Source organism: Cryobacterium sp. PAMC25264 (genome assembly GCF_019443325.1).
Lineage (GTDB): Bacteria > Actinomycetota > Actinomycetes > Actinomycetales > Microbacteriaceae > Cryobacterium.
On sequence record NZ_CP080383.1, the window covers coordinates 2,126,601 to 2,151,970 of the forward strand.

General features: G+C 69.1%; 22 protein-coding genes, 1 tRNA gene and 1 pseudogene. 9 read left to right on the top strand and 15 right to left on the bottom strand.

Going from position 1 to position 25,370, the window contains the following annotated elements; translation table 11 throughout:
• Position 1: 1 nt before the first annotated feature.
• The 6 genes from KY500_RS09805 to KY500_RS09830 all read right to left on the bottom strand — a co-directional run bounded on the left by KY500_RS09805 (position 2) and on the right by KY500_RS09830 (position 5,924).
• Positions 2-1,315 (bottom strand): S8 family serine peptidase, encoded by a 1,314-nt coding sequence (locus tag KY500_RS09805; RefSeq protein ID WP_219900408.1) that lies wholly within the window; start codon positions 1,313-1,315, stop codon positions 2-4.
• Positions 1,270-1,806, bottom strand: coding sequence for a DUF501 domain-containing protein (locus KY500_RS09810; RefSeq protein ID WP_219900409.1), 537 nt, complete (start codon positions 1,804-1,806; stop codon positions 1,270-1,272). The genes KY500_RS09805 and KY500_RS09810 overlap by 46 nt, the downstream gene beginning before the upstream one ends.
• Complete coding sequence (locus tag KY500_RS09815; protein ID WP_219900410.1) at positions 1,803-2,387, bottom strand: septum formation initiator family protein; 585 nt, start codon at positions 2,385-2,387, stop codon at positions 1,803-1,805. Before KY500_RS09815 ends, KY500_RS09810 begins: the two co-directional genes overlap by 4 nt.
• Before the next feature lie 256 nt (positions 2,388-2,643).
• Entirely contained in the window at positions 2,644-3,924 is a 1,281-nt protein-coding gene (eno, locus tag KY500_RS09820; RefSeq protein WP_066596606.1) for a phosphopyruvate hydratase, read from the bottom strand.
• A 158-nt stretch (positions 3,925-4,082) separates the two neighbouring features.
• Positions 4,083-5,336, bottom strand: a complete 1,254-nt coding sequence (gene hisS / locus KY500_RS09825; RefSeq protein WP_219900411.1) for a histidine--tRNA ligase — start codon at positions 5,334-5,336, stop codon at positions 4,083-4,085.
• A gap of 54 nt (positions 5,337-5,390) precedes the next feature.
• On the bottom strand, positions 5,391-5,924 hold the full coding sequence (locus tag KY500_RS09830; protein WP_066596609.1) for a ferritin: 534 nt from the start codon (positions 5,922-5,924) through the stop codon (positions 5,391-5,393).
• 87 nt (positions 5,925-6,011) lie between these two features.
• On the opposite strand from KY500_RS09830, the gene KY500_RS19770 reads away from it, so the two are divergent.
• Genes KY500_RS19770 through KY500_RS09840 form a run of 3 tightly spaced genes read left to right on the top strand, consistent with a single transcriptional unit; the run spans position 6,012 to position 8,037 of the window.
• Positions 6,012-6,332, top strand: a complete 321-nt coding sequence (locus KY500_RS19770) for an ATP-binding cassette domain-containing protein (RefSeq protein WP_370626789.1) — start codon at positions 6,012-6,014, stop codon at positions 6,330-6,332.
• A 14-nt stretch (positions 6,333-6,346) separates the two neighbouring features.
• A complete protein-coding gene (locus KY500_RS19775) occupies positions 6,347-6,964 on the top strand; it encodes an ATP-binding cassette domain-containing protein (RefSeq protein WP_370626790.1) in 618 nt (205 codons plus the stop codon).
• Positions 6,961-8,037 (top strand): ABC transporter permease, encoded by a 1,077-nt coding sequence (locus KY500_RS09840; protein ID WP_219900412.1) that lies wholly within the window; start codon positions 6,961-6,963, stop codon positions 8,035-8,037. The genes KY500_RS19775 and KY500_RS09840 overlap by 4 nt, the downstream gene beginning before the upstream one ends.
• Before the next feature lie 11 nt (positions 8,038-8,048).
• On the opposite strand, the gene KY500_RS09845 is transcribed toward KY500_RS09840, so the two are convergent.
• The gene (locus tag KY500_RS09845; RefSeq protein ID WP_219900413.1) at positions 8,049-8,780 is read right to left on the bottom strand and encodes a MazG family protein; all 732 of its coding nucleotides are present in this window, start codon (positions 8,778-8,780) and stop codon (positions 8,049-8,051) included.
• 122 nt (positions 8,781-8,902) lie between these two features.
• Between KY500_RS09845 and KY500_RS09850 the strand changes: the two genes are divergently transcribed.
• The gene (locus tag KY500_RS09850) at positions 8,903-10,111 is read left to right on the top strand and encodes a Na+/H+ antiporter NhaA (protein ID WP_219900414.1); all 1,209 of its coding nucleotides are present in this window, start codon (positions 8,903-8,905) and stop codon (positions 10,109-10,111) included.
• On the opposite strand, the gene mfd is transcribed toward KY500_RS09850, so the two are convergent.
• Genes mfd through KY500_RS09865 form a run of 3 tightly spaced genes read right to left on the bottom strand, consistent with a single transcriptional unit; the run spans position 10,038 to position 14,950 of the window.
• The gene (gene mfd, locus KY500_RS09855) at positions 10,038-13,673 is read right to left on the bottom strand and encodes a transcription-repair coupling factor (RefSeq protein ID WP_219900415.1); all 3,636 of its coding nucleotides are present in this window, start codon (positions 13,671-13,673) and stop codon (positions 10,038-10,040) included. The genes KY500_RS09850 and mfd overlap by 74 nt on opposite strands.
• Before the next feature lie 29 nt (positions 13,674-13,702).
• A complete protein-coding gene (pth, locus tag KY500_RS09860; RefSeq protein WP_219903390.1) occupies positions 13,703-14,290 on the bottom strand; it encodes an aminoacyl-tRNA hydrolase in 588 nt (195 codons plus the stop codon).
• Between the two features lie 45 nt (positions 14,291-14,335).
• A complete protein-coding gene (locus KY500_RS09865; RefSeq protein WP_219900416.1) occupies positions 14,336-14,950 on the bottom strand; it encodes a 50S ribosomal protein L25/general stress protein Ctc in 615 nt (204 codons plus the stop codon).
• Positions 14,951-15,168: 218 nt separating this feature from the next.
• On the opposite strand from KY500_RS09865, the gene KY500_RS09870 reads away from it, so the two are divergent.
• Both KY500_RS09870 and gndA read left to right on the top strand, forming a co-directional pair.
• A complete protein-coding gene (locus KY500_RS09870) occupies positions 15,169-15,894 on the top strand; it encodes a FadR/GntR family transcriptional regulator (RefSeq protein ID WP_219900417.1) in 726 nt (241 codons plus the stop codon).
• Between the two features lie 88 nt (positions 15,895-15,982).
• Complete coding sequence (gndA, locus tag KY500_RS09875) at positions 15,983-17,386, top strand: NADP-dependent phosphogluconate dehydrogenase (protein WP_370626931.1); 1,404 nt, start codon at positions 15,983-15,985, stop codon at positions 17,384-17,386.
• Between the two features lie 138 nt (positions 17,387-17,524).
• On the opposite strand, the gene KY500_RS09880 is transcribed toward gndA, so the two are convergent.
• Positions 17,525-18,481, bottom strand: coding sequence for a hypothetical protein (locus KY500_RS09880; protein WP_219900419.1), 957 nt, complete (start codon positions 18,479-18,481; stop codon positions 17,525-17,527).
• 194 nt (positions 18,482-18,675) lie between these two features.
• Entirely contained in the window at positions 18,676-19,953 is a 1,278-nt protein-coding gene (locus tag KY500_RS09885; RefSeq protein ID WP_219900420.1) for an APC family permease, read from the bottom strand.
• Between the two features lie 86 nt (positions 19,954-20,039).
• On the opposite strand from KY500_RS09885, the gene KY500_RS09890 reads away from it, so the two are divergent.
• Positions 20,040-21,596 (top strand): IS1182 family transposase, encoded by a 1,557-nt coding sequence (locus tag KY500_RS09890; RefSeq protein ID WP_219900421.1) that lies wholly within the window; start codon positions 20,040-20,042, stop codon positions 21,594-21,596.
• Between the two features lie 235 nt (positions 21,597-21,831).
• Positions 21,832-22,200: a hypothetical protein gene (locus KY500_RS09895; protein ID WP_255579142.1), complete on the top strand. Its 369-nt coding sequence runs from the start codon at positions 21,832-21,834 to the stop codon at positions 22,198-22,200.
• Positions 22,201-22,261: 61 nt separating this feature from the next.
• On the opposite strand, the gene KY500_RS09900 is transcribed toward KY500_RS09895, so the two are convergent.
• The 3 genes from KY500_RS09900 to KY500_RS09910 form a co-directional block, all read right to left on the bottom strand.
• Complete coding sequence (locus KY500_RS09900) at positions 22,262-23,239, bottom strand: ribose-phosphate diphosphokinase (RefSeq protein WP_066596631.1); 978 nt, start codon at positions 23,237-23,239, stop codon at positions 22,262-22,264.
• Positions 23,240-24,694: a bifunctional UDP-N-acetylglucosamine diphosphorylase/glucosamine-1-phosphate N-acetyltransferase GlmU gene (gene glmU, locus KY500_RS09905; protein ID WP_370626791.1), complete on the bottom strand. Its 1,455-nt coding sequence runs from the start codon at positions 24,692-24,694 to the stop codon at positions 23,240-23,242.
• A 3-nt stretch (positions 24,695-24,697) separates the two neighbouring features.
• Positions 24,698-24,769 (bottom strand) — tRNA-Gln (locus KY500_RS09910).
• 103 nt (positions 24,770-24,872) lie between these two features.
• Here KY500_RS09910 and KY500_RS09915 point away from each other — a divergent pair.
• A pseudogene (locus tag KY500_RS09915) lies at positions 24,873-25,363 on the top strand (MarR family winged helix-turn-helix transcriptional regulator).
• Positions 25,364-25,370: the final 7 nt, after the last annotated feature.

The following is a 25,370-nucleotide window of genomic DNA, read 5'->3' on the forward strand; positions in this document are numbered from 1 at the left end:
TTTAGAGCTTGGAACGAATTCGCTTGAAATGCCGCGTGGCCCCAATGCCGAACAGCGTTACTAGGATACCAAACCCCACCAGCACGGCGAGCGGCACGCTCACGTAGGTGAGGGTGAGCGGGCTCGGCAACCAGGCTGCGGCCAGATTCCGCTCCGGCAGGGCCGGGTCGGGCTGCGGGGGGACGGGCGCGGCGGTGCTCGGCTCGGCGGGGGTGATCGGCGCGCTTTCGGCGCGGCGGTGCAGGGTGATCCACTGCGTGAGCAGCTCAGAGGGGGTGGCGGAGGTGGACTTGGGCACGGAGGCGGAGACCGCGGCGGCGGCGTCGATGAGGCCGTTGCCGTAGATGGGGCTCGGCACGGTGTGGCCGTTGGCGTTGGCGGTCGCGATGACCCGGTTGATCACCTGCGCGGCATCCAGTTTGGGATAGGCGGAGCGCACCAGGGCAACGAGCCCCGACACAATCGGTGCGGCGGCGCTGGTGCCGTCCCACAGCATGTAGCCGCCGCCCGGTGCGACGCCGACCAGCTTCTCGCTGGGAGCGGCGACGGCGATGGTGATGCCCTGGGAAGAGGCGTCGAAGCTGGCGTCCTTGGACTGGTCGACGCCGGCGACGGTGAGAACACCCGGGATGGTGGCCGGTGCGCCCACCTCGGTGGTGCCGCTGCCCCGGTTGCCGGCGGCCGCCACGACGACGACGTCGTTGTCGAACGCGTAGAGGAAGGCGTCATCCCAGCTGGTGGGCCAGTCCAGGGTGTTGCGGGTGAGCGACATGTTGATCACGTCGGCGCCGTTGTCCACGGCCCACCGGATGCCGGCGGCGATCTGGTCGTCGTTGCTCAGGGTGGCGTCGCTGGTGCCGAATGCCACGGACACGCTGAGGATGGAGGCCTCGGGGGCCACGCCGATGAGGCCGCCACCGGTGGCGGTGCCGCGCCCGGCCATCAGCGACGCCACGAGGGTGCCGTGGTTGCTGTCGGCGCCGACCGGCGTCTGGCCGTTGGACGAGCCGATGCCGGACACATCCGTGCCGCCGATGACGGCTCCGTTGAGTTCTGCGACGCTGCCGTCCACCCCGGTGTCGACGACGGCGACGGTCACGCCGGCGCCCTTGCTGGTGTTCCAGGCCTGGCTGAAGCCATAGTCGTTCAACCAGTATTCGAGGTCGCGCACCTGGTCGGCCCTGGCCGCCGGAGCGGCGCCGACGACGCCGACGAAGGCCACCGACGCCGCGAGGGCGACCGCCACGCCGCGCGTCAGTCGGCGGGCGCTCACGCGTCGGCCGGGGGAACCGCCGGCGGGGCGTAGTCGAGGCATTCGCACACCTCGGGCGACCAGGCCGCACGGAGCAGGGCGAGGTCGCCGATGGGGTTGACGCCAGGACCGGCGGCCAGCGCGTGGGCGCCGAGGGCGTGCAGACACTTGACACGTTCGGGCATGCCGCCGGAGGAGATCCCCGCGATCTCGGGCACGGTACCGATCATCTCCCGATCGGCGAGGAAACTCTCGTGCGCGGACCGGTAGTGCTCGCGCAGCTCGTCGTCGTCGGCCAGCATCTGGTTGTACTCGTTCATCACCTGGGTGGCCTCGAGGAAGGACAACGCCGCCGTCGCGGCGGGGTGCGACAGGTAGTAGAGAGTGGGAAACGGGGTGCCGTCCGCGAGTCGCGGGGCCGTCGCCACGACGGTGGGTGCGCCACAGACGCAGCGCGCGGCGATGCCGATCACGTTGCGTGCAGGGCGGCCGAGCTGCGCGGACACCGTGCTGATGTCCGCCTCGGTGGCGGGATCGAAGGGCGGTCTGGTCATTGTGCTGCCTCCTGAGGGGCGAGTCCGGCGGTCATCACCGAGCGGAAGACGGAGTCGACCCAGTCGACGTCGGTGTCCTGGATGGCGGTGCTGACGGGGGCGTTGTCGGCGGCCCCGGCCACGCTCTGTCCGGTGTCGTTGATCACCAGGAAGCTGATGTCGCCTGGCATCACGTAGGAGAGCCTGGCCCTGGCCTGGGTGGTGACATAGGTGCGGTCGTTCCAGCGTTCGCGCTCGTCCTTGAGCTTGTCCACGGCGGCCTGCTGGTCGGCGACGCTGGCGCTGAGGGCGTCGATCTGTTGGCGCTGTTCGGCGTAGGTTCGCACGTTGGGGGCCAGCGCCACGACGGCGAGCACCAGGATGCCCATCATCACGAAGGAGAATCCCGACAAGCGCAGGCCGCGGAGCCAGCTGCCCACGGCGGTCTCGTCGGTGGCGAGCTGCAGCGGGCGTTTCTCGGTGCGGGGCTTCTCGGTGCGGGGCTTCTCGCTACGGGACTTCTCGCTGCGGGGCTTCTCTGTGCGCGGCTTTTCAGTGCGCGGCGCGGGCCGGCGCGGGCCGGGGAGGCGGGGCGGGGTCATGCCCGAACCGTTCGTGGTCACGACGAGTCCCTCCGAGTGTGATGCGCTCCGTTTGTGACGCGCTCCGAGTGCGGCGCGCAGACCGGGGCGCAGAACATGCCCCTCTTCTAGAGTGCCAGATGTTTGGCGCCCCATCGGTCGACACGGGCCGGGCGCACCGATCCTGAGGAAACCCGCAGGCTCGCCCGCACGCAACCGAAAAGGACCCCGGCCGGTGGCCGGGGTCCTTCAGGTCAAGCGTGGCGCTGGAGGGATATCAGCCCTTGAAGCGGGGGAACGCAGAGCGACCGGCGTAGACCGCGGCCTCGCCGAGCTCTTCTTCGATGCGCAGGAGCTGGTTGTACTTGGCGACGCGCTCGCTGCGTGCCGGGGCACCGGTCTTGATCTGGCCGGCATCCGTGGCGACGGCGAGGTCGGCGATGAAGGTGTCTTCGGTCTCACCGGAGCGGTGCGAGATGACGGTCGTGTAGCCGGCGCGCTGGGCGAGGGCGACGGCGTCCATCGTCTCGGTCAGGGTGCCGATCTGGTTGACCTTGATGAGGATCGAGTTGGCGGCGCCGAGCTCGAGGCCCTTGGCCAGGCGGATCGGGTTGGTGACGAACAGGTCGTCTCCGACGATCTGCACCTTGTCGCCGAGCTGAGCGGTGAGGTGGACGTAGCCTTCCCAGTCCTCCTCCTCGAGCGGGTCTTCGATGGAGACGAGCGGGTACGCCTCGAGGAGCTCGGCGTAGTACGCGACGATCTCCGTGGAAGAAAGTTCCTTGCCCTCGAAGTGGTACACGCCGTCCTTGAAGAACTCGGTGGCTGCACAGTCGAGCGCCAGGCCGATGTCGGTGCCGGGCGTGTAGCCGGCCAGCGTGATGGCTTCGACGATGAGGTCGAGCGCGGCACGGTTGCTGGGCAGGTTGGGGGCGAAGCCGCCCTCGTCGCCGAGGCCGGTGGCCAGGCCCTTGCTCTTCAGCAGGCCCTTGAGAGCGTGGTAGACCTCAACGCCCCAGCGCAGGCCCTCGCTGAAGGTGGGGGCGCCGAGCGGGACAACCATGAATTCCTGGATGTCGACGTCGTTGTCAGCGTGCGAGCCACCGTTGATGATGTTCATCATCGGCACCGGCAGGGTGTGTGCGTTCGGGCCGCCGAGGTAGCGGAAGAGGGGCAGGTCGGCCGAGCTGGCGGCGGCCTTGGCGACGGCCAAGCTCACGCCGAGGATGGCGTTCGCGCCGACGCGCTCCTTGTTGACGGTGCCGTCGGTCTCGTTGAGAACCATGTCGATGATGCGCTGGTCGGCGGCGTCGAGGTCCTCGACGGCCGGGCCGAGCTCGTCCGTGACGCTCCCGACGGCCTTGAGCACGCCCTTGCCGAGGTAACGCTTCTTGTCACCGTCGTGCAGCTCGTAAGCCTCGAAGGCGCCGGTCGAGGCGCCGGACGGAACGGCGGCACGGCTGAGCGTGCCATCCTCGAGCAGAACCTCGACCTCGACGGTCGGGTTACCCCGGGAGTCGAGGATTTCGCGTGCAACAACTGCGTCAATAAGAGCCACAACTATCTCCTGTGTCTGTCTGTCTATCTATTTTTGGATGTAAGTCCGAGTGGATTTCGAGGAAGACGCCGCTGTGTTCCAGTCCGAGGACAGTCTAGCGATCGGGGCGCAGCCGCGAGGAGGACTGAAGTCCCGTCGCCCGAGCGTTCATGGACCGTTCAGTCGCCCAGCGGCTTGAAGACCAGCTCGTCGGCGGTCACGGTCTCGTCGGCCACGACGGCGAACCGGCCGTAGCCGGCGGCGCCCGCGCGCTCGAGCAGGGCCTTGAGGTTCTTGGTGCGCTTCTCCAGCCGCACCCGCAGTCCCCCGGCGACGAGCGCCGCCTTCAGGCGCACCAGGGCGGCCGGGTCTGCATCCTTCTCGTGCACGAGGACCACGGCATTCTCGGCCGTTCCGTCGTCGCCGGCCAGGAGGTCGACGATGCGCTCGAACCCGATCGAGAAGCCGCAGGCGGGCACGTCGGAGCCGAGGAATCGGCCGATCATGCCGTCGTAACGGCCGCCGCCGCCCAGCGAATAGCCCAGGTCGGGGTGGGCGATCTCGAAGATCGTGCCGGTGTAGTAGCCCATACCGCGCACGAGGGTGGGGTCGAAGACCAGCCTCACTCCGGGCAGCGCGGCGCGCAGCGCGGTGAGGTCGGCGTACGCTGCCTGGTCGAGCCAGGCCGGCCCATCCGCCGCGTCGGGCCAGCCGGCGTCGGCGAAGCCGGCGAGAGTGTCGGCGAGGCCCGGTGTGTTCACGCCGAGGCCGGCCAGCTCGGTCACGACGCCGTCGACGCCGATCTTGTCGAGCTTGTCGAGCGTGATCAGGGCGCGCTCGGTCAGGGCCCCATCGACCCCCCAGGTGGCGAGCATGGTGCTCAGGATGCGCCGGTCGTTGATGCGGATCGAGCAGCCGGTCAGCCCCAGGTTGTCGAGCGCGGCGACGGTGGCGGTGATCAGCTCGATCTCGGCCAGCGGGCCGGCCTCGCCGATGATGTCGATGTCGCACTGCATGAACTGGCGGTAGCGCCCCTTCTGCGGGCGCTCGGCTCGCCAGACCGGGGCGATCTGGATGGAGCGGAACACCGTGGGCAGGTCGGCGCGGTGGCTGGCGTAGAACCGGGCCAGCGGCACGGTGAGGTCGAAGCGCAGGCCCAGGTCGGCCAGGGCGAGCAGGTCGTCGGACTCGGCCGCGGCCGTGAGATCGGCCGGCGCGAGGCCGCGCTTGAGCACCGCGAAGCCGAGTTTCTCGTTGTCGCCGCCGAGCCCGGAGTGCAGCCGGGCGGTGTCCTCCATGACCGGCGTTTCGATCTCGTCGAACCCGTGCGCGGCGAAACTGGAGCGGATGATGCCCAGCGCCCTCTCGCGGGTGGCCTTGTCGGCCGGGAGGAAATCACGCATGCCGCGAGGAGGAGTCACTGCTGTTGCCATGCCCCAATTCTGTCAGGTCCCCCGGCCGGCCCCGGCCGCGACTGGTTCGTGCGGTTACAGGGCTCCGCCGGCGGCTCCGGGAGCGTCGGTGTCGCCGCCGGCGTCGCCGACCTGCTCGCGGGCGATGAAGTTCTCGATGTCGAAGAGGTTGTCCTTGGCGCGCCGGGCGATGGTCAGCAGCGTGGACATGGACGCAACCTCCTCGACCTGCTCCTTGAGGAACCAGAGCATGGCCTGCTCGCCGAGGGCGTCGCCGTCGGCGCGGGCGGCTCGGAAGAGTGCCTCGATCTGGCCGGTGACCTGCTGTTCCTGGGCGAGAGCGAGAGCGATCGGCTCGACGATGTTCGCGAACCCGTTGATCACGGCGGGGATACCGGGGATCACGACCTCGAGGCCGCGGTCGAGCCGGTACTGCACGAGCATCATGGCGTGGTTGCGCTCCTCCACCGACTGGCGGTAGAAGTGGGCGGCCAGCTGCGGCAGGTCCTGGCTGTCGAACCAGGTGGCGATGGCGATGTATTGCTGGGACGCCGCGAACTCGTTGCCGATTTGCTGGGTCAGGAGGGCGTTGAAGGAGGTTTCGGTCATGAGCCGACGTTAGCGTCCCGCCGCCCGGTGGGCCACCGTCGAAGGCCTGCCCCTAGACTCGGTGTCATTCCGCCGGAGGGGGCAACGATGGACGAACCGATCACCGACCACGCAGACCACGAGGGCATCACCGTCAGCGGCGTGCGCCGCACCTTCGGCAGTGTGCACGCCGTGGCGGACGCGAGCCTGAGCGTGCCGCCCGGGTCGGTCACCGCGCTCATCGGGCCCAACGGCTCCGGCAAGACCACCCTGATGCTCATGCTCGCGACCCTGCTCGCCCCGGACGCCGGCCAGATCCGCATCGCGGGCCATGACCCGGTCACCGACCCGGCCGCAGTGCGCGCTCGAATGGGCTGGATGCCGGACGTCCTCGGCTCCTGGCCCACCCTGAGCCCCGGGCCGCCCTGACCGTCACCGGGCAGATGTACCGGATAAGCCCCGCCGCCGCCAGGGCCCGGGCCGAGGAACTCCTGCTGCTCACCGACCTCGGCTCTCTGGCCGACCGGCCGTCCCGGGTGCTCTCCCGCGGCCAGAAGCAACGGCTCAGCCTGGCCAGGGCGCTCGTCCACTCCCCGCGGGTACTGTTGCTCGACGAGCCGGCCTCCGGTCTGGACCCGGCAGCGCGGCGTGACCTGAGGGATTTGATTCGCCGTCTGGCCGGGGACGGTGTGGCGGTGCTCATCTCCAGCCACGTCCTGGCCGAGCTCGACGAGATGGCCGATGCCGCCGTGTACCTCGCCGCAGGCCGCACGGCCAGCGCCGCGGCAGTCGCCACCTCCGCCGCCAGGCACCGGTCCTGGCGCATCCGGGCGCTCGATCCCGACGTCTTGGCGCGCGCTCTCGCGGCATCCGCCGAGCCGGCCGCAGCCGTCACCGTCGACAACCTCGGCACGCTCGTGCAGGTGGCGACCCCCGAGGACGCCGCGACGCTGCTGGCGCGTCTGGTGGGCGCCGGCGTCGCCGTCACCGAGTTCGGCCCTGCCGTCGGCACCCTCGAGCACACCTTCCTCGAACTGAACCGGCCGGAGGCCACCATATGAGCGCCGAGTACCTCTCCGGGGTCTGGCTGATCGTCACCCTCGAGCTGCGCCAGCGTGTGCGCGGCGTGGCCTGGTACGTGCTCCTGGGCGTGTTCGTGGTGCTGGTGGGCCTGGTGACCCTGCTGGTCTGGCTGGCGGCCGGCACCTGGCAGGCCGGCGGCAGCCTGGTCTTCTCCGCCGTGGTGTTCTTCGTCCTCCTGCTGGCCACGCTGGTCTCCCCCGCCCTCAGCGGCAATGCCATCAACGGCGACCGGGAGGCCGGCACACTGGCGACCACCCAGGTCACCCTGATCGGCACGGGCCAGCTGATCCTCGGCAAGTTCCTCGCGGCATGGATCACGGCGCTGGCCTTCCTGGCCGCCGCGGTGCCGTTCCTGGTCACTGCCGTGCTGCTGGGCGAGGTCGCCCCGGGCACCATCGTGGTGTCCCTGCTTGTGCTCGCCGCGGAACTCGGCGTGATCGCCGCCGTGGGCGTGGGTCTGTCAGGCATCCTGACCCGGCCGCTGTTCTCGATCGTGACGACCTATCTGCTCGTGGCACTGCTCAGCCTGGGCACGCTGATCTCCTTCGGCCTGCTCGGCACGGCCACCCAGTCGACGCGCACGTCGGTCGACCGCACCGTGGTCTCCTCGACCTACGACGACGAGACCGGCACCCAGACCGATGTGGTCTGCTCCGAACCGACCACGAGTACCTACCAGACGCCCCGGTTCGACTACTACTGGTGGATCCTGGCGGCGAACCCGTACGTGGTGCTGGCGGATGCCGCGCCCGGCGAATTCGATGCCAGAGGCAATACGGTCGACATGTTCGGCGGTATCGCCGTAGCCGTCCGGTCCGCGCAGCTGCCGCCGGAACTGTACTCGGAGAACAACTACTGCAACCCCGGCGCGTTCACGGTCGACGACTCGTCCGGCTACCGCAGCTCGCAGGAGACCTACGACTCGACCGTGCCGTCCTGGTTCGTCGGGCTCGGCATCCACCTGCTGCTCGGCGCCGGCGCCCTGCTGTGGGCCTGGCGGCGCACGAACACGCCCGCCCGCCGGTTGCCGACCGGAAGCCGGATCGCCTAGCGGCTGCTGGGCTAGCTGCTGCTGGGCAGGCCGATGATCCCGGCGTCCTCAGGGTCACCCTCCTGCTCGGCGGCGCGGATCTCGTCTTGCAGGTCGCGGAGCGCTGTGCGGAGCGCCCGCTCGGAGTCGAGTCCCTGCGCCTTGGCCGCCGACACTATGGCGAGCAGGATCGGGCCGAGCTCGGCCTCACTGTCGATGGGCAGCAGGCCGGGCGCATCCGTTTCGAGCAGCCCGATCTTCTGGGCCCGGCCGAGCACCTTGTCGGCCAGGGCGAGCGCGGGCATGCCCTGCGGGATGCCGTCGAGCACGCTGGTGCGGTGCGGCTTCTCGGCCGCCTTCACGTCGTCCCAGCCGGCCACGACCGCCTCGAGGCTCTGCTCGGCGCCGTCGCCGAACACGTGCGGATGCCGGCCGACCATCTTGCGGGTCATCCGCGCGGCGACATCCTGGATGTCGAACTCCTCACCGGGGGTCTCCGCGGCGATCGACGCGTGGAAGACGACCTGGTACAGCACGTCACCGAGCTCCTCGAGCAGGTCCTCGCGGTCGCCGCTCTCGATGGCCTCGATCAGCTCGTGGGTCTCCTCGGTGAGGTACTGCACGAGCGACTCGTGAGTCTGCTCGGCGTCCCACGGGCAGCCGCCGGGCGCGCGCAGCCGGGCGACGGTGGCCACGAGTTCGTCGAGGCCGGACTGGCCGGGGGTCGGGCTACCGGATGGGCGGGGCTGGCTGGATTCGGTCACACTCCATCGTAGGCGGCCCCGCTAAACTGAGAGCAGGTGTGCCGGGAAGTCTGGTCGGCGGGCGAAGCGTTTCGCTCCGACTCACGACAGACCCGTTTTTCTTCGGGCGAACAGGACTCCCCATGACCTTCATCCGTTCCGAGCGCTACGCCGCCGGGTTCCTTCTGATCGCCGGGATCCTCGGCCTGCTGATGGCCAATCTGTCGTTCGGCCCGGCGCTGATCGACGCCCTCAACGAGCACCTGCACACCGGCCTGTTCGGGCTGGACCTGTCGGCCAAGCACTGGATCAGCGACGGGCTGCTGGCGGTGTTCTTCTTCCTCATCGCCATCGAGCTCAAGCGCGAGCTCGTGATCGGCGACCTCAACAGCGTGGGCAAGGCGGCCCTGCCGGCCCTCGCGGCGTTCGGCGGCGTGCTGGTGCCCGCCGGCATCTACCTGCTGCTCACCCAGGGCTCCGGGCTCGCTGCAGGCTGGCCGGTGCCCACGGCGACCGACATCGCTTTCGCGCTGGGCGTGCTCGCGGTCTTCGGCCGCGGCATCCCGACCCGGGTGCGCGTGTTCCTCCTCGCCCTGGCGGTGCTCGACGACCTGGTCGCCATCCTGATCATCGCGTTCTTCTTCACCCAGGACCCGCAGCTGCAATACATCGGCTTCGCCGCCATCACCGCGACCCTCTTCGGTGTCACCAGCCGGATGCTCAAGCCCCGTTCGGCCTGGGTGCTGGGCCGGAAGCCCGTCTGGCCGATCGTGGCCGCCCTGACTGTGCTGGGCGTGGCGACCTGGTACTTCACGTACCTCTCCGGCGTGCACGCCACCATCGCCGGCGTGATCCTCGGCCTCGTGATGGCGCGGGTGCCAGGGGGGCGCGCACATCACGTGCTCGAGCCCTACTCGAACGCGGTGATCCTGCCGTTGTTCGCCTTCTCCGCCGCCCTCGTGGCGATCCCCCAGGTGAGCCTGGCCGAGCTCAGCCCGGCGTTCTGGGGCATCCTGGTGGCCCTGCCGGTCGGCAAGCTGCTGGGCATCACCCTGGCGGGCACGCTGGGCAGCATGATCTCCCGACGCCCGAACGGGTCCAGATCCGGGCTCAAGTTCGCCGACATCGTCATGGTCGCGTGCCTGGGCGGCATCGGCTTCACGGTGTCGCTGTTGATGGGCGCGCTCGCCTTCGTCGGCAACACCGAGGTGGTCGACGAGGCCACCCTCGCCGTTCTGCTCGGGTCGGGCTTCGCGATCCTGGTCTCGGCGGTCGTGGTCAGTGTGCGGGCACGGCAGTATCGACGGGCCGCGGAAAAACTGCATCCAGCAGTGAGCCCGTCCACGCGATAAGCGCGGCGTCGGCCGGCGGCTCGCCGTTCACGCGCGGCAACGGCACGATCATGGTGCCGGCCGCGGCCGAGTACTTCGCGCCCGGGTACATCCGCTGCAGGCGCACCTGCATCGAATCGGCCAAGTCGACGGGCGCGACCCGCAGGTTGGAGCCCATCGCGACGACCTCGCCGAGGCCGGCCTGCTGCGCGTGGCGGCGGAGCCGGGAGACGGCGATGAGGTTGGTGACGGCCTCGGGCGGTTCGCCGTAGCGGTCGGTGAGCTCCTCGAGCACCAAGCCGATCTGGTCGTCGGCGGCCGCGAACCCACTCGCGCCGGAGAGCTTCTGGTAGGCCTCCAGCCGCAACCGCTCGCTGTCGACGTACTCCTCGGGGATGTGCGCGTCGACGGGAAGCTCGAGCCGCAGTTCGGTCTGCCCCTCGGCGACGTCGCCGCGGAAGGTGGACACGGCCTCGCCGATCATGCGCAGATACAGGTCGAAACCCACCCCGGCGATGTGGCCGGCCTGCTCGCCGCCGAGCAGGTTGCCCGCTCCGCGGATCTCCAGGTCTTTCAGCGCCACCTGCATGCCGGCGCCGAGCTCGTTGTTGGCCGCGATGGTGGCGAGGCGGTCGTGCGCGATCTCGCTCAGCGGCTTGTTCTCGTCGTAGAGGAAGTACGCGTAGGCGCGTTCCCGGCCGCGGCCGACACGGCCGCGCAGCTGGTGCAGCTGGCTGAGGCCGTACTTGTCGGCCCGGTCGATGATGATGGTGTTCGCGTTGGCGATGTCCAGGCCGGTCTCGATAATGGTCGTGGAGACCAGGATGTCGAACTTGTTCTCCCAGAAGTCCACCACCACCTGCTCGAGCTGGGCCTCGGGCAGCTGCCCGTGCGCCACGGCGACGCGGGCCTCCGGCACCAGCTCGGCCAGCTGCGCGGCCACCCGGTTGATGCTGGACACCCGGTTGTGCACGAAGAAGATCTGCCCCTCGCGCAGCAGCTCCCGACGGATGGCGGCGGCCACCTGGCGGTCGGAGTACGGGCCGACGAAGGTGAGGATCGGGTGCCGGTCCTCCGGAGGGGTCGCCAGGGTGGACATCTCCCGGATGCCCGTGACGGCCATCTCCAGGGTGCGCGGGATGGGCGTGGCACTCATCGCGAGGATGTCGACGTTGGTCTTGAGTTTCTTGAGCGCGTCCTTGTGCTCCACGCCGAAGCGCTGTTCCTCGTCGATGATGACCAGACCGAGGTCCTTGAAGACCGTGCTCTCGGAGAGCAGACGGTGGGTGCCGATGACCATGTCGACGGTGCCGTCCAGCATGCCGGCCACGGTCTCGCGGGATTCCTTGTCGGTCTGGAAGCGGCTGAGCGCGCGCAGGTGGATCGGGAACCCGGCGAAACGCTCCTGGAAGGTCTCCATGTGCTGGCGCACGAGCAGGGTGGTGGGTACGAGCATGGCCACCTGCTTGCCGTCCTGGATGGCCTTGAACGCGGCGCGCACGGCCACCTCGGTCTTGCCGAAGCCCACGTCGCCGGAGAGCAGCCGGTCCATCGGGATGGGCCGCTCCATGTCGGCCTTGACCTCTTCGATGGTGGTGAGCTGGTCGGGCGTCTCGGCGAACGGGAACGCCTCCTCGAGCTCGCGCTGCCAGGGGGTGTCAGGGCCGAAGGCGTGACCCTTGCTGGCCATCCGTGCGGAGTAGAGCTTGACGAGTTCGACGGCGATGTCGCGCACCGCGCGGCGGGCCTTGGTCTTGGCGGCCGACCAGTCACTGCCGCCCATCTTCGACAGCGCGGGGGCCTCGCCGCCGACATAGCGGGAGACCAGGTCGAGCTGGTCGGTGGGCACGTAGAGCTTGTCGCCGCCGTGGCCGCGCTTGGAGGGCGCGTATTCCAGCACCAGGTATTCGCGGGTGGTCTTCACCGGGTTGCGGCCGCCGCTGGAGACCTCGCGCTGGGTCAGTTCCAGGAACCGGCCGATGCCGTGGGTCTGGTGCACGACGTGGTCGCCGGTCTTGAGCTGCAAGGGGTCGACGACGTTCTTCCGCCTACTGGCGAGCTTCTTGATCTGCCGGGCGTCGTAGCCGACCGTGCGGCCGTAGAACTCGCTCTCGCTGACCAGGGTGAGCTTGGTCTCGGGGATCTCGAAGCCGTGTGCGATGGAGGCCTTGAGCAGGTAGGCGATGCCCGGTTCGGGGTTCTCCGGAAACTCCTCGACGATGCGGGCGGGCAGTTCTGCGCCGGCGAGCACGTCAGCGGCGCGCTCGACGAGGCCGGCGCCCTGCGCGACGACGGCGACGGTCCAGCCGTCCTTCATCCGGGCGCCGAGGTGCCCGACGGCGCCCTCGACGCTGCCGGCGAAGCTCGGCACGGCGTCACCCTCGATGCGGATGGTGAGGAGTTCGTCGATCTCACGGTGCTCCGGCAGCACCTCGATGTCGGTCGGTGCGGCCTGGAACGAACTCATCGTCCACCAGACGCGTTCGGTGGCCGGCGCCCCCGGAGCGGAGTACCGCACGGCGTCCCGCAGGGTGCCGAGGGTCAGGAAGTCGCCCGAGGCCAGGTCGATGGGCGCCTCGGCACCGGCGGTGGCGGCGTTCCACGCGGCGGAGAGGAACTCCCGGTTGGTCTCGGCCAGGCTGATGGCACGGGAGGCGACCCGTTCGGGCGAGATCACGGCGACCGCGGCCTGCCGGGGCAGGTAGTGCGTGACGGGCACCAACCGGTCGACGAGGGCGGGTGCCAGGCTCTCCATGCCCTCGACGGGGATCCCCTCGGCGACCTTCGCGAGGAGGCCCGCCAGGCTGGGGAACTCGTGCTGCATCTCCCGGGCGCGCTGGCGGACGGCCGGGCTGAGCAGCAGTTCGCGGCTGGGCGGCAGGGTGACCGAGTCGATCGGCTCGGGCATGGAGCGCTGGTCGGAGACCGCGAACGCGCGGATCTGTTCGACCTCGTCGCCGAAGAACTCGATCCGGTAGGGGTGAGCGGCCATGGGCGGGAACACGTCGAGGATGCCGCCACGCACGGCGAACTCGCCGCGGCGGGTGACCATGTCCACCCGGGCGTAGGCCACATTCACGAGGTCCACCGAGATGGCGGCCAGGTCATGGCCACGGCCGCCGGCGGTCAGCTCGAGCGGGTCGTAGTCGGTGAGGTTGTCGGCCACGGGCTGCAGGGCGGCGCGCACCGAGGCGACGACGATGAGGGGTCGCCGGGTGGCGGTATCCGCGTTCTCCCAGTCCCGCATTCGTCGCAGCGCGTAGAGCCGGCGACCCACGATCTCGGCGCTGGGGCTGAGCCGCTCGTGCGGCAGGGTCTCCCAGGCGGGGAACTCGACGATCTCGGCGTCGTCGGAGAAGCAGCCGAGGTTCTCCCGGAGCGCCTCGGATTCGCGCCCGGTGGCCGTGATGACCAGCAGGGCCCTGCCCTTGTCGAGGCGGGAGCGTTGCTCCATCAGAGCGGCGAGGAGCGGCGCGCGCAGTCCCTCGGTGAGCGAGAAGTCGGCGTCACGGGCCGCGAAGGCGAGGGCGTTATCGAACGTGGAGGCACCAGAAAGCGCCGGAATCAAGCCCTGAAGAATCACCGCACAAGTCTACGGGTTCTGCTGACTGGCTATGCGGGCGGGGCGTGGAACTTCTGCTGGGCGGCGGCAGGGCCCTCAGCGGCGATGAGTTCGATGGCGTCCGCGGCATCCTCGAGCATGATCGGCAGGGTGGTGCGCTCGGTGCTGGTGTAGTCGTGCAGCACGAAGTCGGCGGCATTCTGCCGGCCGGGCGGGCGGCCGATGCCCATCCGGATGCGGATGAAGTCGTTGCTCCCGGTGGCGGCGATGATGTCGCGCACCCCGTTGTGGCCGCCGTGGCCGCCGCCCACCTTGATCTTCAGGGTGTCGAACGGCAGGTCGAGTTCGTCGTGCACGACGATCAGCCGGGACACGTCGAGCGAGTAGAAGCGCAGCAGGCCCGCGACGGGGCCGCCGGAGAGGTTCATGAAGCTGTTCGGCTTGGCCAGGATCAGCTTGGGGCCGCCGGGAAAACTGCGTCCCTCGGCGACGGAGGCGTTGGCCTTGTGGTTCTTGAAGTTCGCCCGCATCCGGTCGGCGAGCACCATGGTCACCATGTGACCGACGTTGTGGCGATTACCGGCGTAGCCGGGCCCGGGGTTACCGAGCCCGACTACGAGCCAGAGATTCTCGTCCAGGGGGTTCCTTTACAAAAAGTGTCTGTCCGGTGCTGGAGGGGAAGGCTACTCGGCGGCAGCTTCCTCGGCGGGAGCTTCTTCGCCCTCGGCGGTCTCCTCTTCCTCTTCCTCGGCCGGCAGGTGCACGCCGATGACGACCATCTCGGGGTCGGAGATGAGCGACGCGCCGGCGGGCAGCGTGATCTCGCTGGCGTGGATGAGAGCGCCGTCTTCGAGGCCCTCGACATCGACGCTGACGCTCTGTGGGATGTTCGTGGCTTCGACCTCGAGGAGCAGGGTCTTGGCGTCGAGGTCCGCGGTGGTTCCGGGGGCGGGCTCACCGGTGACGTGCACGGCGACCTCGACCTGGACCTTCTCACCCTTGCGGATGACGATGAGGTCGAGGTGCTCGATGATCTGTCGAACCGGGTCCTTCTGCACGTCCTTGACCAGGGTCAGGTGGGTGGTGCCCTCGACGTCGAGCTCGAGCACGGCGTTCGCGCGGCGCAGCAGCAGGCCGATCTCGTGGGCCGGCAGGGCGACGTGCACGGGGTCGGTGCCGTGGCCGTAGATGACGGCGGGGATCTTGCCCAGCACGCGCAGCTTGCGGGCAGCGCCCTTGCCGAAGCTGACGCGGGCGTCAGCGGAAATCTTGTTGTTGTTGTTCGTGGCCTCGGCCATGGTGTCTCCTTGCGGGCCTCGTGTGCCCGTATTGATGTCGCGGGCACGGGGCCCGCGGTACGGATGCTGGTTCAACTCGAACGCATGTCAGCGTGAGGAAAGGCCTGGGGGGACTTTTCGCCGCGTCGATTACGGATGCGCCGGTGCCGGTTTCCCGGACGCCGGGCGAATCCCTCGCCGAAGTTCAACTCATGAGTCTAGACGATAAAGTGACGACCATGTCGCCCAGCCTGCACACCCGAGTGACCGAAGACGTCGGACGGTCCATCGTCGACGGTGCTGTCCCGGCCGGCAGCGTCCTGCTCGCGGAAGAGATCGAACGCCGCCAGGGCGTGAGCCGGTCGGTGATCCGGGAGGCCGTGCGCGTGCTCGGGTCGATGGGCCTGGTGGAGTCGGTCAAGCGGGTCGGCATCCGGGTGCTGCCGGCCGCGCGGTGGAATGCCTACGATCCCACCATCATCCGCTGGCGGCTGCTCGGCCCGGGCAAGGGCGACCAGCTGCGGTCGCTGACCGAGCTGCGCTCGGCAGTGGAGCCCCTGGCCGCCGAGTTGGCCGCCCGGCATGCCGCTGCGGAGGTGGCGGCCGAGCTGATGCACGTGGCCGGGCTCATGCGCAGTGCGGGCCAATCCGGCGACCTGTCCCAGTTCCTCGAGCTGGACATCCGGTTTCACCAGTTGGTGCTGCACGGTTCGGGCAATGAGATGTTCGCCAAGCTCGACGAGCCCGTCGCTGCCGTGCTGTCCGGCCGCACCGACCTGGGCCTGATGCCGGATCACCCGCATCAGAACACCCTGCAGTTGCACGCCGATGTCGCCGAGGCGATTCGGGCCGGCCGGCCCGGGGACGCCCGGGCGGCGATGGAGCTCATCATGCGGCGCACCTATGCGGAGGTGCAGCCCACCTGGACGAATAAATATGATTACATTGACGAGGCGAGCCACTAATCTTGGATTGGTCGAAGCTCACAGACCCGAAGGAGAACACGTGTCAGTAACCGGTTCAGCAAACATTGGTGTCGTCGGACTGGCGGTGATGGGCTCCAACCTGGCCCGCAACCTCGCCAGCCGCGAGGGCAACACCGTCGCGGTGTACAACCGCTCCCCCGAACGCACCCGCCTGCTCCTGGACGAGCACCCCGAGGCCGGATTCGTCGCCTCCGAGGCGATCGAAGACTTCGTCGCATCGCTTGCGACCCCGCGCACCGCGATCATCATGGTGCAGGCCGGCGCGGGCACAGACGCCGTGATCAGCCAGCTGACCGAGCTGTTCGAGCCCGGGGACATCATCGTCGACGGCGGCAACGCCCTCTTCACCGACACCATCCGCCGCGAGAAGGCCGTACGCGAGACCGGCATCAACTTCGTCGGCGCCGGCATCTCCGGCGGAGAAGAAGGCGCCCTCAAGGGCCCGAGCATCATGCCGGGCGGCTCCGCAGAGGCGTACGTCACCCTCGGCCCGATCCTCGAGTCCATCGCCGCGGTCGTCGACGGCGAGCCCTGCGTCACCCACGTCGGCACCGACGGCGCCGGCCACTTCGTCAAGATGATCCACAACGGCATCGAATACGCCGACATGCAGCTCATCGGCGAGGCGTACGACCTCATCCGTCGCGGAACCGGCAAGACCCCGGCCGAGATCTCCGAGATCTTCACCGAGTGGAACACGGGCGACCTCGAGAGCTACCTCATCGAGATCACCGCGGAGGTCCTCAAGCAGGTCGACGCCAACACCGGCCAGCCGCTCGTCGATGTCATCCTCGACCAGGCCGGGAGCAAGGGCACCGGCGTCTGGACCGTGCAGACCGCCCTGGACCTCGGCATCCCCGTCTCCGGCATCGCCGAGGCCGTGTTCGCCCGCTCCGTCTCCTCCAAGCCCGCGCAGCGCGCAGCCGCCGCCGCTCTCCCCGGCCCCACCGCCAACCCGGTCGAGGACGTGGACGGCTTCATCGAGGGTGTTCGCCAGGCGCTCTACGCGTCCAAGGTGATCGCATACTCGCAGGGCTTCGACGCCATCGTCGCCGGCGCCGAGCAGTACAACTGGGACATCAAGAAGGGCGAGATCGCGAAGATCTGGCGCGGCGGCTGCATCATCCGCGCCCGCTTCCTGAACCGCATCACCGAGGCGTACACCGAGAACCCGGGTCTCGTTTCCCTGGTCACCGCGCCGTTCTTCACGGATGTGGTCGCCAAGGCGCAGGACTCCTGGCGGAACGTCGTCGCCGACGCCGCCCACGCCGGTATCCCCGCGCCGGTGTTCGCGTCGTCGCTGGCGTACTACGACAGCCTGCGTGCCGACCGCCTGCCCGCGGCCCTCACCCAGGGCCAGCGTGACTTCTTCGGTGCGCACACCTACAAGCGCGTCGACATGGACGGCACCTTCCACACGCTGTGGTCCGGCGACCGCAGCGAGATCGAGACCGAGGGCTCCTCGCACTAGAGCTCCCGCACGACCTGCACGGCAACCGTTGCCCGTGCGTACATCTGCACCCGGTATGCCGGGTCCACGTGTCCGCACGGGCAACAGTTGTCTGTGGGCACGCAGCCGCGGGCACCCCGACGGGCCGGTGGGCAGCGGTCACCGGATGACCGGCAGGCCGGCCGCGGTGAGGAGACGGCTCAGAGCAGCCCGGTCGGCAAGCTCGGCCCATCCCCAGCGCACCACCGTGAATCCCTCTGCGCGCAGGTGGTCCTCCCGCACCTTCTCGTCATAGACGACGTCGCCAGGCGGTCTGCCGCGCAGGAACTCCTCCTTGAGATACTTCCCTTTCCCGTCGAACTCGCCGATCGTTGCGAGCCGTGGCCACTCGACGTCAGTGAAGTACCACCCGCCGCGGGGATTCGGGTGGCGCACCTGCAGCTCGGGGTCGGGGAAGCCGAGCTCGAAGATCGCGACCCGGCTGCGCGATTCGCCGGGGTTGTCGGCGTTGGGCCGGGCGAAGTCGATGGCCCGCTGCGCCTGCACGCTGCCGCGCAGCGACCCGCACCGCGCCAGCCGCTCAGACAGTTCCTCCGGATACACCAAGACCTCCGGCGTGGCACGTCGCGGATTGATGGCGTGGTCGAGGGCCACAACGGCATCCTCGAAGCTCACCGTTCTGGCCAGGTCCAGCAGGGTGCGTGCGGGGCTGGTGACGAGCACACCGTCGAGCTCCACGATCTCGTCCCAGTCGAACGGGGTGCGGTGGACGAACACACCGTTCTTGCTGCGCGCCCGGGATGCCGGCACGGCGAGCACGTGCACGGTCGGCGGCCACGCGCTACTCAACGGGATGCCCCAGAGCGCCGCAGCGGACTGATGGCTGACGACAGGATCGTGCCGCCGGGTCGCCACCACCGCCCGGATTCGGTCGAGGTATCGTTCACGGGCGCCCAGCCGCGCCCACCGGTCCGCCGTTGTGAACACCCCGCGGCGCAGGCGGGCACCCTGCCCGAGGTCGACCGAGCGGCGGAACTGCCGCGCATCCGCATCCGTCACCCCGATGCTCTTCACGAGAAACAGGCCCGTTCGTGGGTCCAACCGGTCGTCAGTCATGGGGCGACAGTCGCATCCACCGGCCTCGTGGAGTCCTGCTCGTGGAGATCGGAGCACACTTTGTCGGCGGGCCGACTGTGGAGGAGGGGCCCTCCGGCCCGCTACTGGCCCCATTCCGGACGAGTGCACCCGGTGTGCCGGGGCCAGTTGTCCGCACGGGGACCAGTTGGCGGGGTCGCGGCGCGGTCGAGGGGTCAGAGACGGCGCGCGGCGGCGGCGAGGCGCACGGCGCGGCCGAGCAGGCCGAGAGCCAGCCAGGCGGCCGCGGCAAGCACGCCGGGCCAGGGCAGGGTGCCGGCCAGGAGCAGGCATCCGGCGACCCCGAGGTACTGCACCCCACGAGGCAGCCAGCGCTGCGACCGCGGCTGGCGCAGCGCGGCCAGGTGCGCGATCGCGTAGTAGACCAGCACCGCGCAGGCGGAGAAGCCGACCAGCCGGGCGGGGTCGAGCAAGAGCACCCCGGCGATCGCCAGGAGCCCGATCGTCACCTCCGCCGCCACCGGGGTGTGGCGGGTCGGCGAGATGCGGCTGAGCCGGCCGGGCAGGTCGCCCTCCCTGGCCATCGCCAGCCCGGTTCGGCTCAGGCCCGCCAGGATTCCCGCCAGCGAGCCCAGGCAGGCGATGGCGGCCAGCAGCCGGGCGACGCCGGTCCACGGTTCGGCGCCGCCGACCAGCTCGGCCAGCGGCGACGCCGAGCCGGCCAGGACGGCGGGGCCGAGCACCAGCACGCAGAGCAGACCGACGACCCCGTAGATCACCAGCGTCAACCCCAGGGCCGTCACGATGGCCCGCGGCAGGGTGCGGCGGGGGTCGTGCACCTCCTCCCCCAGCGTGGCCATGCGGGCGTAGCCGGCGAACGCGAAGAACAGCAGCCCGGCCGACTGCAGGATGCCCAGCCAGCCGGAGTCCAGCACCGTGCCGGGGTCGATCGACACGCCCCTGCTGCCGTTGGCGATGCCGACCCCCACCACGAGCACCAGCGCGAGCAGCCCGCCCAGCACCAGGAAGACCACCACGGCGCTGAGCCGGGCGGTGCTGCGGATGCCGACCAGGTTCACGGCGCCCAGCACGAGAACGGCCAGCACAGCCACGAGTCTCGCCTGCTCCGGCCAGAGATACCCGCCCAGGATCAGCGCGATGGCGCCGGCCGACGCCGTCTTGCCGGCCAGGAACAGCCAGCCCGCACTGAATCCCCACCACGGCCCGAGGGTGGCCCGGCCGAACGCGTAGGCGCCGCCGGAGACCGGATTGCTCATGGCCAGTTGGGCCGAGCTCAGGGCATTCAGCGAGGCGATGACCCCGGCGATGACAAGACCGATGAGCAGGCCGGAGCCGGCGGCAGCGGCGGCTGGCGCCCATACGTAGAAGACACCGGCTCCGATCATGGCGGCCAGGCCCACCACGATCGCCCCGCCGACACCGAGCTGGCGCCGCAGCGCCCCCTGGCCGTCCGGCCCCGCAGTTCCGTTCATCCGGCCAGCCTAGGAGACTGCTGATTTATCGGGGCGTTTAAGGCGCGCCTTTGTTGGTTTCGGCGGAGGTGTTTAAGACTTGATTCATGCAGGGTCGTGATGATGGTCAGCGTCAGTTGTTGGATGTCGGTGTGTTCGCTGGGCACATGTTGCCGGCGGGGTCGGTGTTCGCTTTTCTCGCTGAGCACCGGCACGAGTTGTTCCCGGATGACGCGTTCGCGGACCTGTTTCCGTCGGGTCGTGGCCGGCCCTCGACGCCCGCGGACGTGATCGCATCGGTGATGGTGCTGCAGACCCTGCACTCGTTATCGGACCGGGAAACCGCGGAAGCCGTCACGTTTGATCTGCGGTGGAAAGCGGCCTGCGGGTTCGGGTTGACGGAAACATCGTTCCACCCGACGGTGTTGACGTATTGGCGACGCCGCCTCGCGGCAAGCACCCGCCCGCACCGAATTTTCGACGCCGTCGCCGAGGTTATTGCCGGTTCTGGGGCGTTGTCGGGTCGGAAGCGGCGGGCGTTGGACTCCACGATTTTGGATGACGCGGTCGCCCGCCAGGACACGGTGACGCAGTTGGTCGCGCAGATCCGCCGGGTCGGTCGGGAGATCCCCGGCGCCGACATGATCGTGGCCGGCCTGCCCGGCCATGACTACGAGAAGCCCGGCAAGCCCGACATCGCCTGGGACGACAAGGCGGCCAGGGACGAACTCGTTTCCCGCCTCGTGACCGACGCCCTGGCGTTGCTTGCGGCAATCGACACGACGTCATTGACCGACTCGCAGCAGGAGACGGTCGCGTTGCTCGCCCTCGTCGCGGGCCAGGACGTCGAGCCGGCTGAGGGGTCCGATGGCTCGGATGGGCGGTGGCGGATCGCGCGGAAGGTCGCGCCGGACCGGGTGATCTCGACCGTTGACCCGGACGCCCGCCACGCGCACAAGAGCCGGGAGAAGAAGCAAGACGGTTTCAAAGCCCACATCGCGATCGAGCCCGATACGGGTCTGGTGACCGCGGCCGTGTTGACGAAAGCGTCCGGGCCCAAGAACAGTGACGCGGCCCGCGGCGCGGCCCTGGTGGCCGCTGACACGAGCATCGGCTCGGACACGGTCGAGGTCCTCGGTGATTCTGCCTACGGCAGCGGGGACCTCCTCGCCGAGGTCACCGCGGCCGGGCATGTTCCGATCATCAAACCGATGCCGTTGAGTCGGGCGGTTCCGGGCGGATTCACAATCGATGACTTCAGCATCGACGAAGCTAAGCGCACGGTGACGTGTCCTGCGGGGAACACCCGACCGATCACCGTGAAACGTAATGTCACATTTGGCGCCGTTTGCGCGAGCTGCCCGCTCCGAGCCCAGTGCACGAGCGCCGTCGACGGTCGCAAAATGGTTTTGCATCCGCAGCAGCAGATCCAACGCGAGCACCGCGCACGCGCGCTGGACCCTGACTTTCAAGCCGTCTACCGGCAGCACCGGCCGATGGTTGAACGCTCGATCGCATGGATGACTCGCGGCGCGAGACGAGTCCCTTACCGCGGCGTCGTGAAGAACCACGCCTGGTGGAACAACCGCGCCGCCGCGATCAACCTGAAACGACTCCTGAGCCTTGGCCTCACCAGCCAGAACGGGGTTTGGGCACTTGGCTGAAGACCCCAGGCAGGGCAGACACCCCAGCCCTCACACCGACCCCGACGACCACCTTCTACTGGCCAGACTCGCGACACCGAATCGATCCCGCAAGCAGCCCAAACACGACCACACCCGACTCAAAAAACGGGCCCCCGACTCGCCGGGCCCACCGCAGCCATCTAAATCAGCAGTCTCCTAGGCAGGCCAGGTGAACGGTAGGCATCCGCAATCGGCGCCGGGGATGGTTTACTGGATGCCCATGAGCAGCGAACACCCCGAACTCTCCGGTTACGAGCCGGCGGACTCCTCCCGGCCCCTGCGCGGCCGGCGGATGGTCCTGCTCATGCGGGTCACGGTGGTACTCGGCCTGGTGGCGCTCATCGTGCCCGGCGTGCTCACCACCCTCAGCATCGCGTCCGCCACGGCTGCCCGCTCCTGCGCGGCCGCCGTGGCGCGGTACTACCCGCAGGCCGTCGGCCTGGATGCCCGGTTCGAGTTCTCGGGCGCCGGCGGCTTCGGCTGGCAGTGTTACGCGATCGACCTCAATGAGCGCCAGACCTTCGTGGTTCCGTTGGGAATCATCCCCGGCCCGTTCCGCGTTCCGGCTGGCACGGCGGCCTAGCCCCACGCACACAACAGGCCGGCCCCGAGACGGGACCGGCCTGGATGGGTGAGACGGATGCCTACGCGGCGCCCTCGAACATCGACGTGACGGATCCCTCGTCGAAGACCTCGTGGATGGCGCGCGCCAGCAGGGGAGCGATGGGCAGCACGGTCAGCGTGGGGAAGCGCTTGTCCTCGGGGATCGGGAGGGTGTCGGTGACGACGACCTCCTGGATGGCCGGGTTCTGCAGCAGGTCCAGCGCGGGCGGGCTGAACACGGCGTGCGTGGCGGCCACGACGACACCGGTGGCGCCGGCGGCCATGAGGGCCTCCGCGGCCTGCACGATGGTGCGGCCGGTGTCGATCAGGTCGTCGACGATCAGGCAGACGCGGCCCTTGACCTCACCGACGATCTCGTGGACGGTGATCTGGTTGGGTACCAGCGGGTCGCGGCGCTTGTGGATGATGGCCAGCGGTGCGCCGAGCTTGTCGCTCCAGATGTCGGCGACGCGCACGCGGCCCATGTCCGGCGACACGATCGTGAGCGTCGACGGGTCGAGCTTGGCCCGGAAGTGCTCGAGCAGCACCGGCATGGCGAAGAGGTGGTCGACGGGGCCGTCGAAGAAACCCTGGATCTGGGCGGCGTGCAGGTCGACCGACATGATGCGGTCAGCACCGGCGACCTTGAACAGGTCGGCGACGAGGCGGGCGGAAATCGGCTCGCGGCCGCGGCCCTTCTTGTCCTGGCGGGCGTACGGGTAGAACGGGGCCACGACGGTGATGCGCTTGGCGGAGGCACGCTTGAGGGCGTCGACCATGATGAGCTGTTCCATCAGCCACTCGTTGATCGGGTTGGTGTGCGACTGGATGACGAACGCATCCGCGCCGCGCACGCTCTCGTCGAACCGGGCGTAGATCTCACCATTGGCGAAGGTGCGCGCGTCGGTGGGGATCAACTCCGAACCAAGTTCTGCGGCGATGTCGATCGCGAGCTGAGGGTGCGCTCGCCCCGAGATGAGCACCAATTTCTTCTCGCCGCTGCTCTTGATTCCAGGCACCTAGTCTCCGCTCTGTGACGCGGCTGTCGCCGCGTCTGTTCCCGGCCGGTTGGTCTCTACCCAACCGACCATATTTCTCTGCGGAGCCACGTTGATGGACAGGGCACCAGCCGGCACGTCCTTGCGGACCACCGTTCCTGCGCCCGTGTAGGCTCCGTCACCGATTCTAATCGGCGCCACGAACACGTTGTGCGATCCGGTGCGCACATGCGACCCGATCACGGACGGGTTCTTGTTCACGCCGTCGTAGTTGGCGAAGATCGTGCCGGCTCCGATGTTGGAGTGCACGCCGATCGTCGCGTCGCCGACGTAGCTCAGGTGCGGCACCTTGCTGCCCTCGCCGATGACCGCGTTCTTGGTCTCGACGAAGGTGCCGATCTTGCCGTCGGCGCCGAGCCAGGTGCCGGGTCGCAGGTAGGAGAACGGGCCGACGGTGGCACCGGCTCCGATCACCGCGAGCGTCGCGTCGCTCCGCTTGACGGTGGCGCCCTCGCCGATCTCGCAGTCCAGCAGCGTGCTGTCCGGGCCGATGATCGCGCCGGTGGCCACCGTTGTGGAGCCCAGGATCTGGGTGCCGGGGAGTACCGTGACGTCGCTGGCCAGGGTCGCCTTGAGGTCGATCCAGGTGGTGGCCGGGTCCTGCACGGTCACGCCGGCCAGCTGCCAGCCACGCACGATGACGGCGTTGAGCTTGGCGGCGGTGTCGCTGAGCTGGGCCCGGTCGTTGATGCCGGCGACCAGCCAGGCATCCGCGACGGGAACCGCGCGCACCTCTGAGCCGGCCGAGCGGAGCAGCCCGATCACATCGGTGAGGTACTTCTCGCCCTGCACGTTGTCGGTGGTGAGGCGGGCCAACTGGTCGCGCAGCTCGCCGAGCCCGAAGAGGTAGACGCCCGCGTTGATCTCGTCGACGGCGCGCTCGTCGTCGGTCGCGTCCTTGTGCTCAACGATCCGGTCGAAGGTGCCGTCTTCCGAGCGGATGATGCGGCCGTATCCGTTGACGTCGCCGGGGAAGGCGGAGAGGACGGTCGCCGCGGCGGCACGTTCCCGGTGCGCCTCGATGAAGTTGGCCAGAGTGGCCGCGTTCAGCAGCGGCACGTCCCCGCTGATCACGAGCACATCGCCGTCGAAGTCCGCCGGCAGCGCCGCGACGGCCTGCTCGACGGCGCGACCGGTTCCGGGAACCTCGTCCTGGTCGACGAGCAGGCTCTCGGGCAGGTCGAGCGCCACCAACTCGGCCAGGCGCTCCCGCTCGTGACGCAGCACCGTGACGACGTGTGCGGCATCCAATGCCCGTGCGGTCGCCAGCACATGGCTGATGATCGGCAGGCCGGCAAGCGGATGCATCAGCTTGGGCAAGCTGGACTTCATACGGGTGCCCTGCCCTGCGGCCAGGACGATGATGGCGAGGCGGGAATCGGTCACGTGGATCCTCTCAACTGTGTTCTCACACATGAGCTCCGCCGCCAGGACTCGAACCTAGACCTAACAGCTCCAAAGGCTGTCGTGCTGCCATTACACCACGGCGGATTGCGCCGGTGGGTGCCGGGCAACGGAGTCAAGTCTGCCAGATCCGCAGGCGCCTCGGCGTCATCCGCCGTATCCGGTGCCCGGAAAGCCGGATAATGGAGGGATGCCTGCGAATGACGAAGTCGACCGGATCGTTGATGCCTGGCTTCGCGAGCGCCCCGACCTGGATTTTGCGCCCCTGCAGGTCTTTTCCCGGGTAGCCAGGCTCAGCAAGCATCTGGACCGCGCGCGCCGCACTGCGTTCTCCCGGTCGGAGTTGGACTCCTGGGAATTCGACGTGCTCTCGGCCCTCCGACGGGCCGGCGCCCCGTACGAGCTGAGCCCCAAACTTCTGCTCCAGCAGACCCTGGTCTCCAGCGGCACGATGACCAACCGCATCGACCGGCTGGTCGAACGAGGTCTGGTCACCCGGCGCACCGACCCCAACGACGGCCGCGGCATCTTCGTGGGTATGACACCGGCCGGCCTCACCCGGTGGATGCCGCCATCACCCGGCTGGTCGACGCGGAGGCCGCCCTGTTGGCGAGCCTGCCCATCGCCGACCAGGAACGCCTCGCGGCGCTGCTGCGCCGGCTCAGCCTCGACTTCGACTAACGCCCCT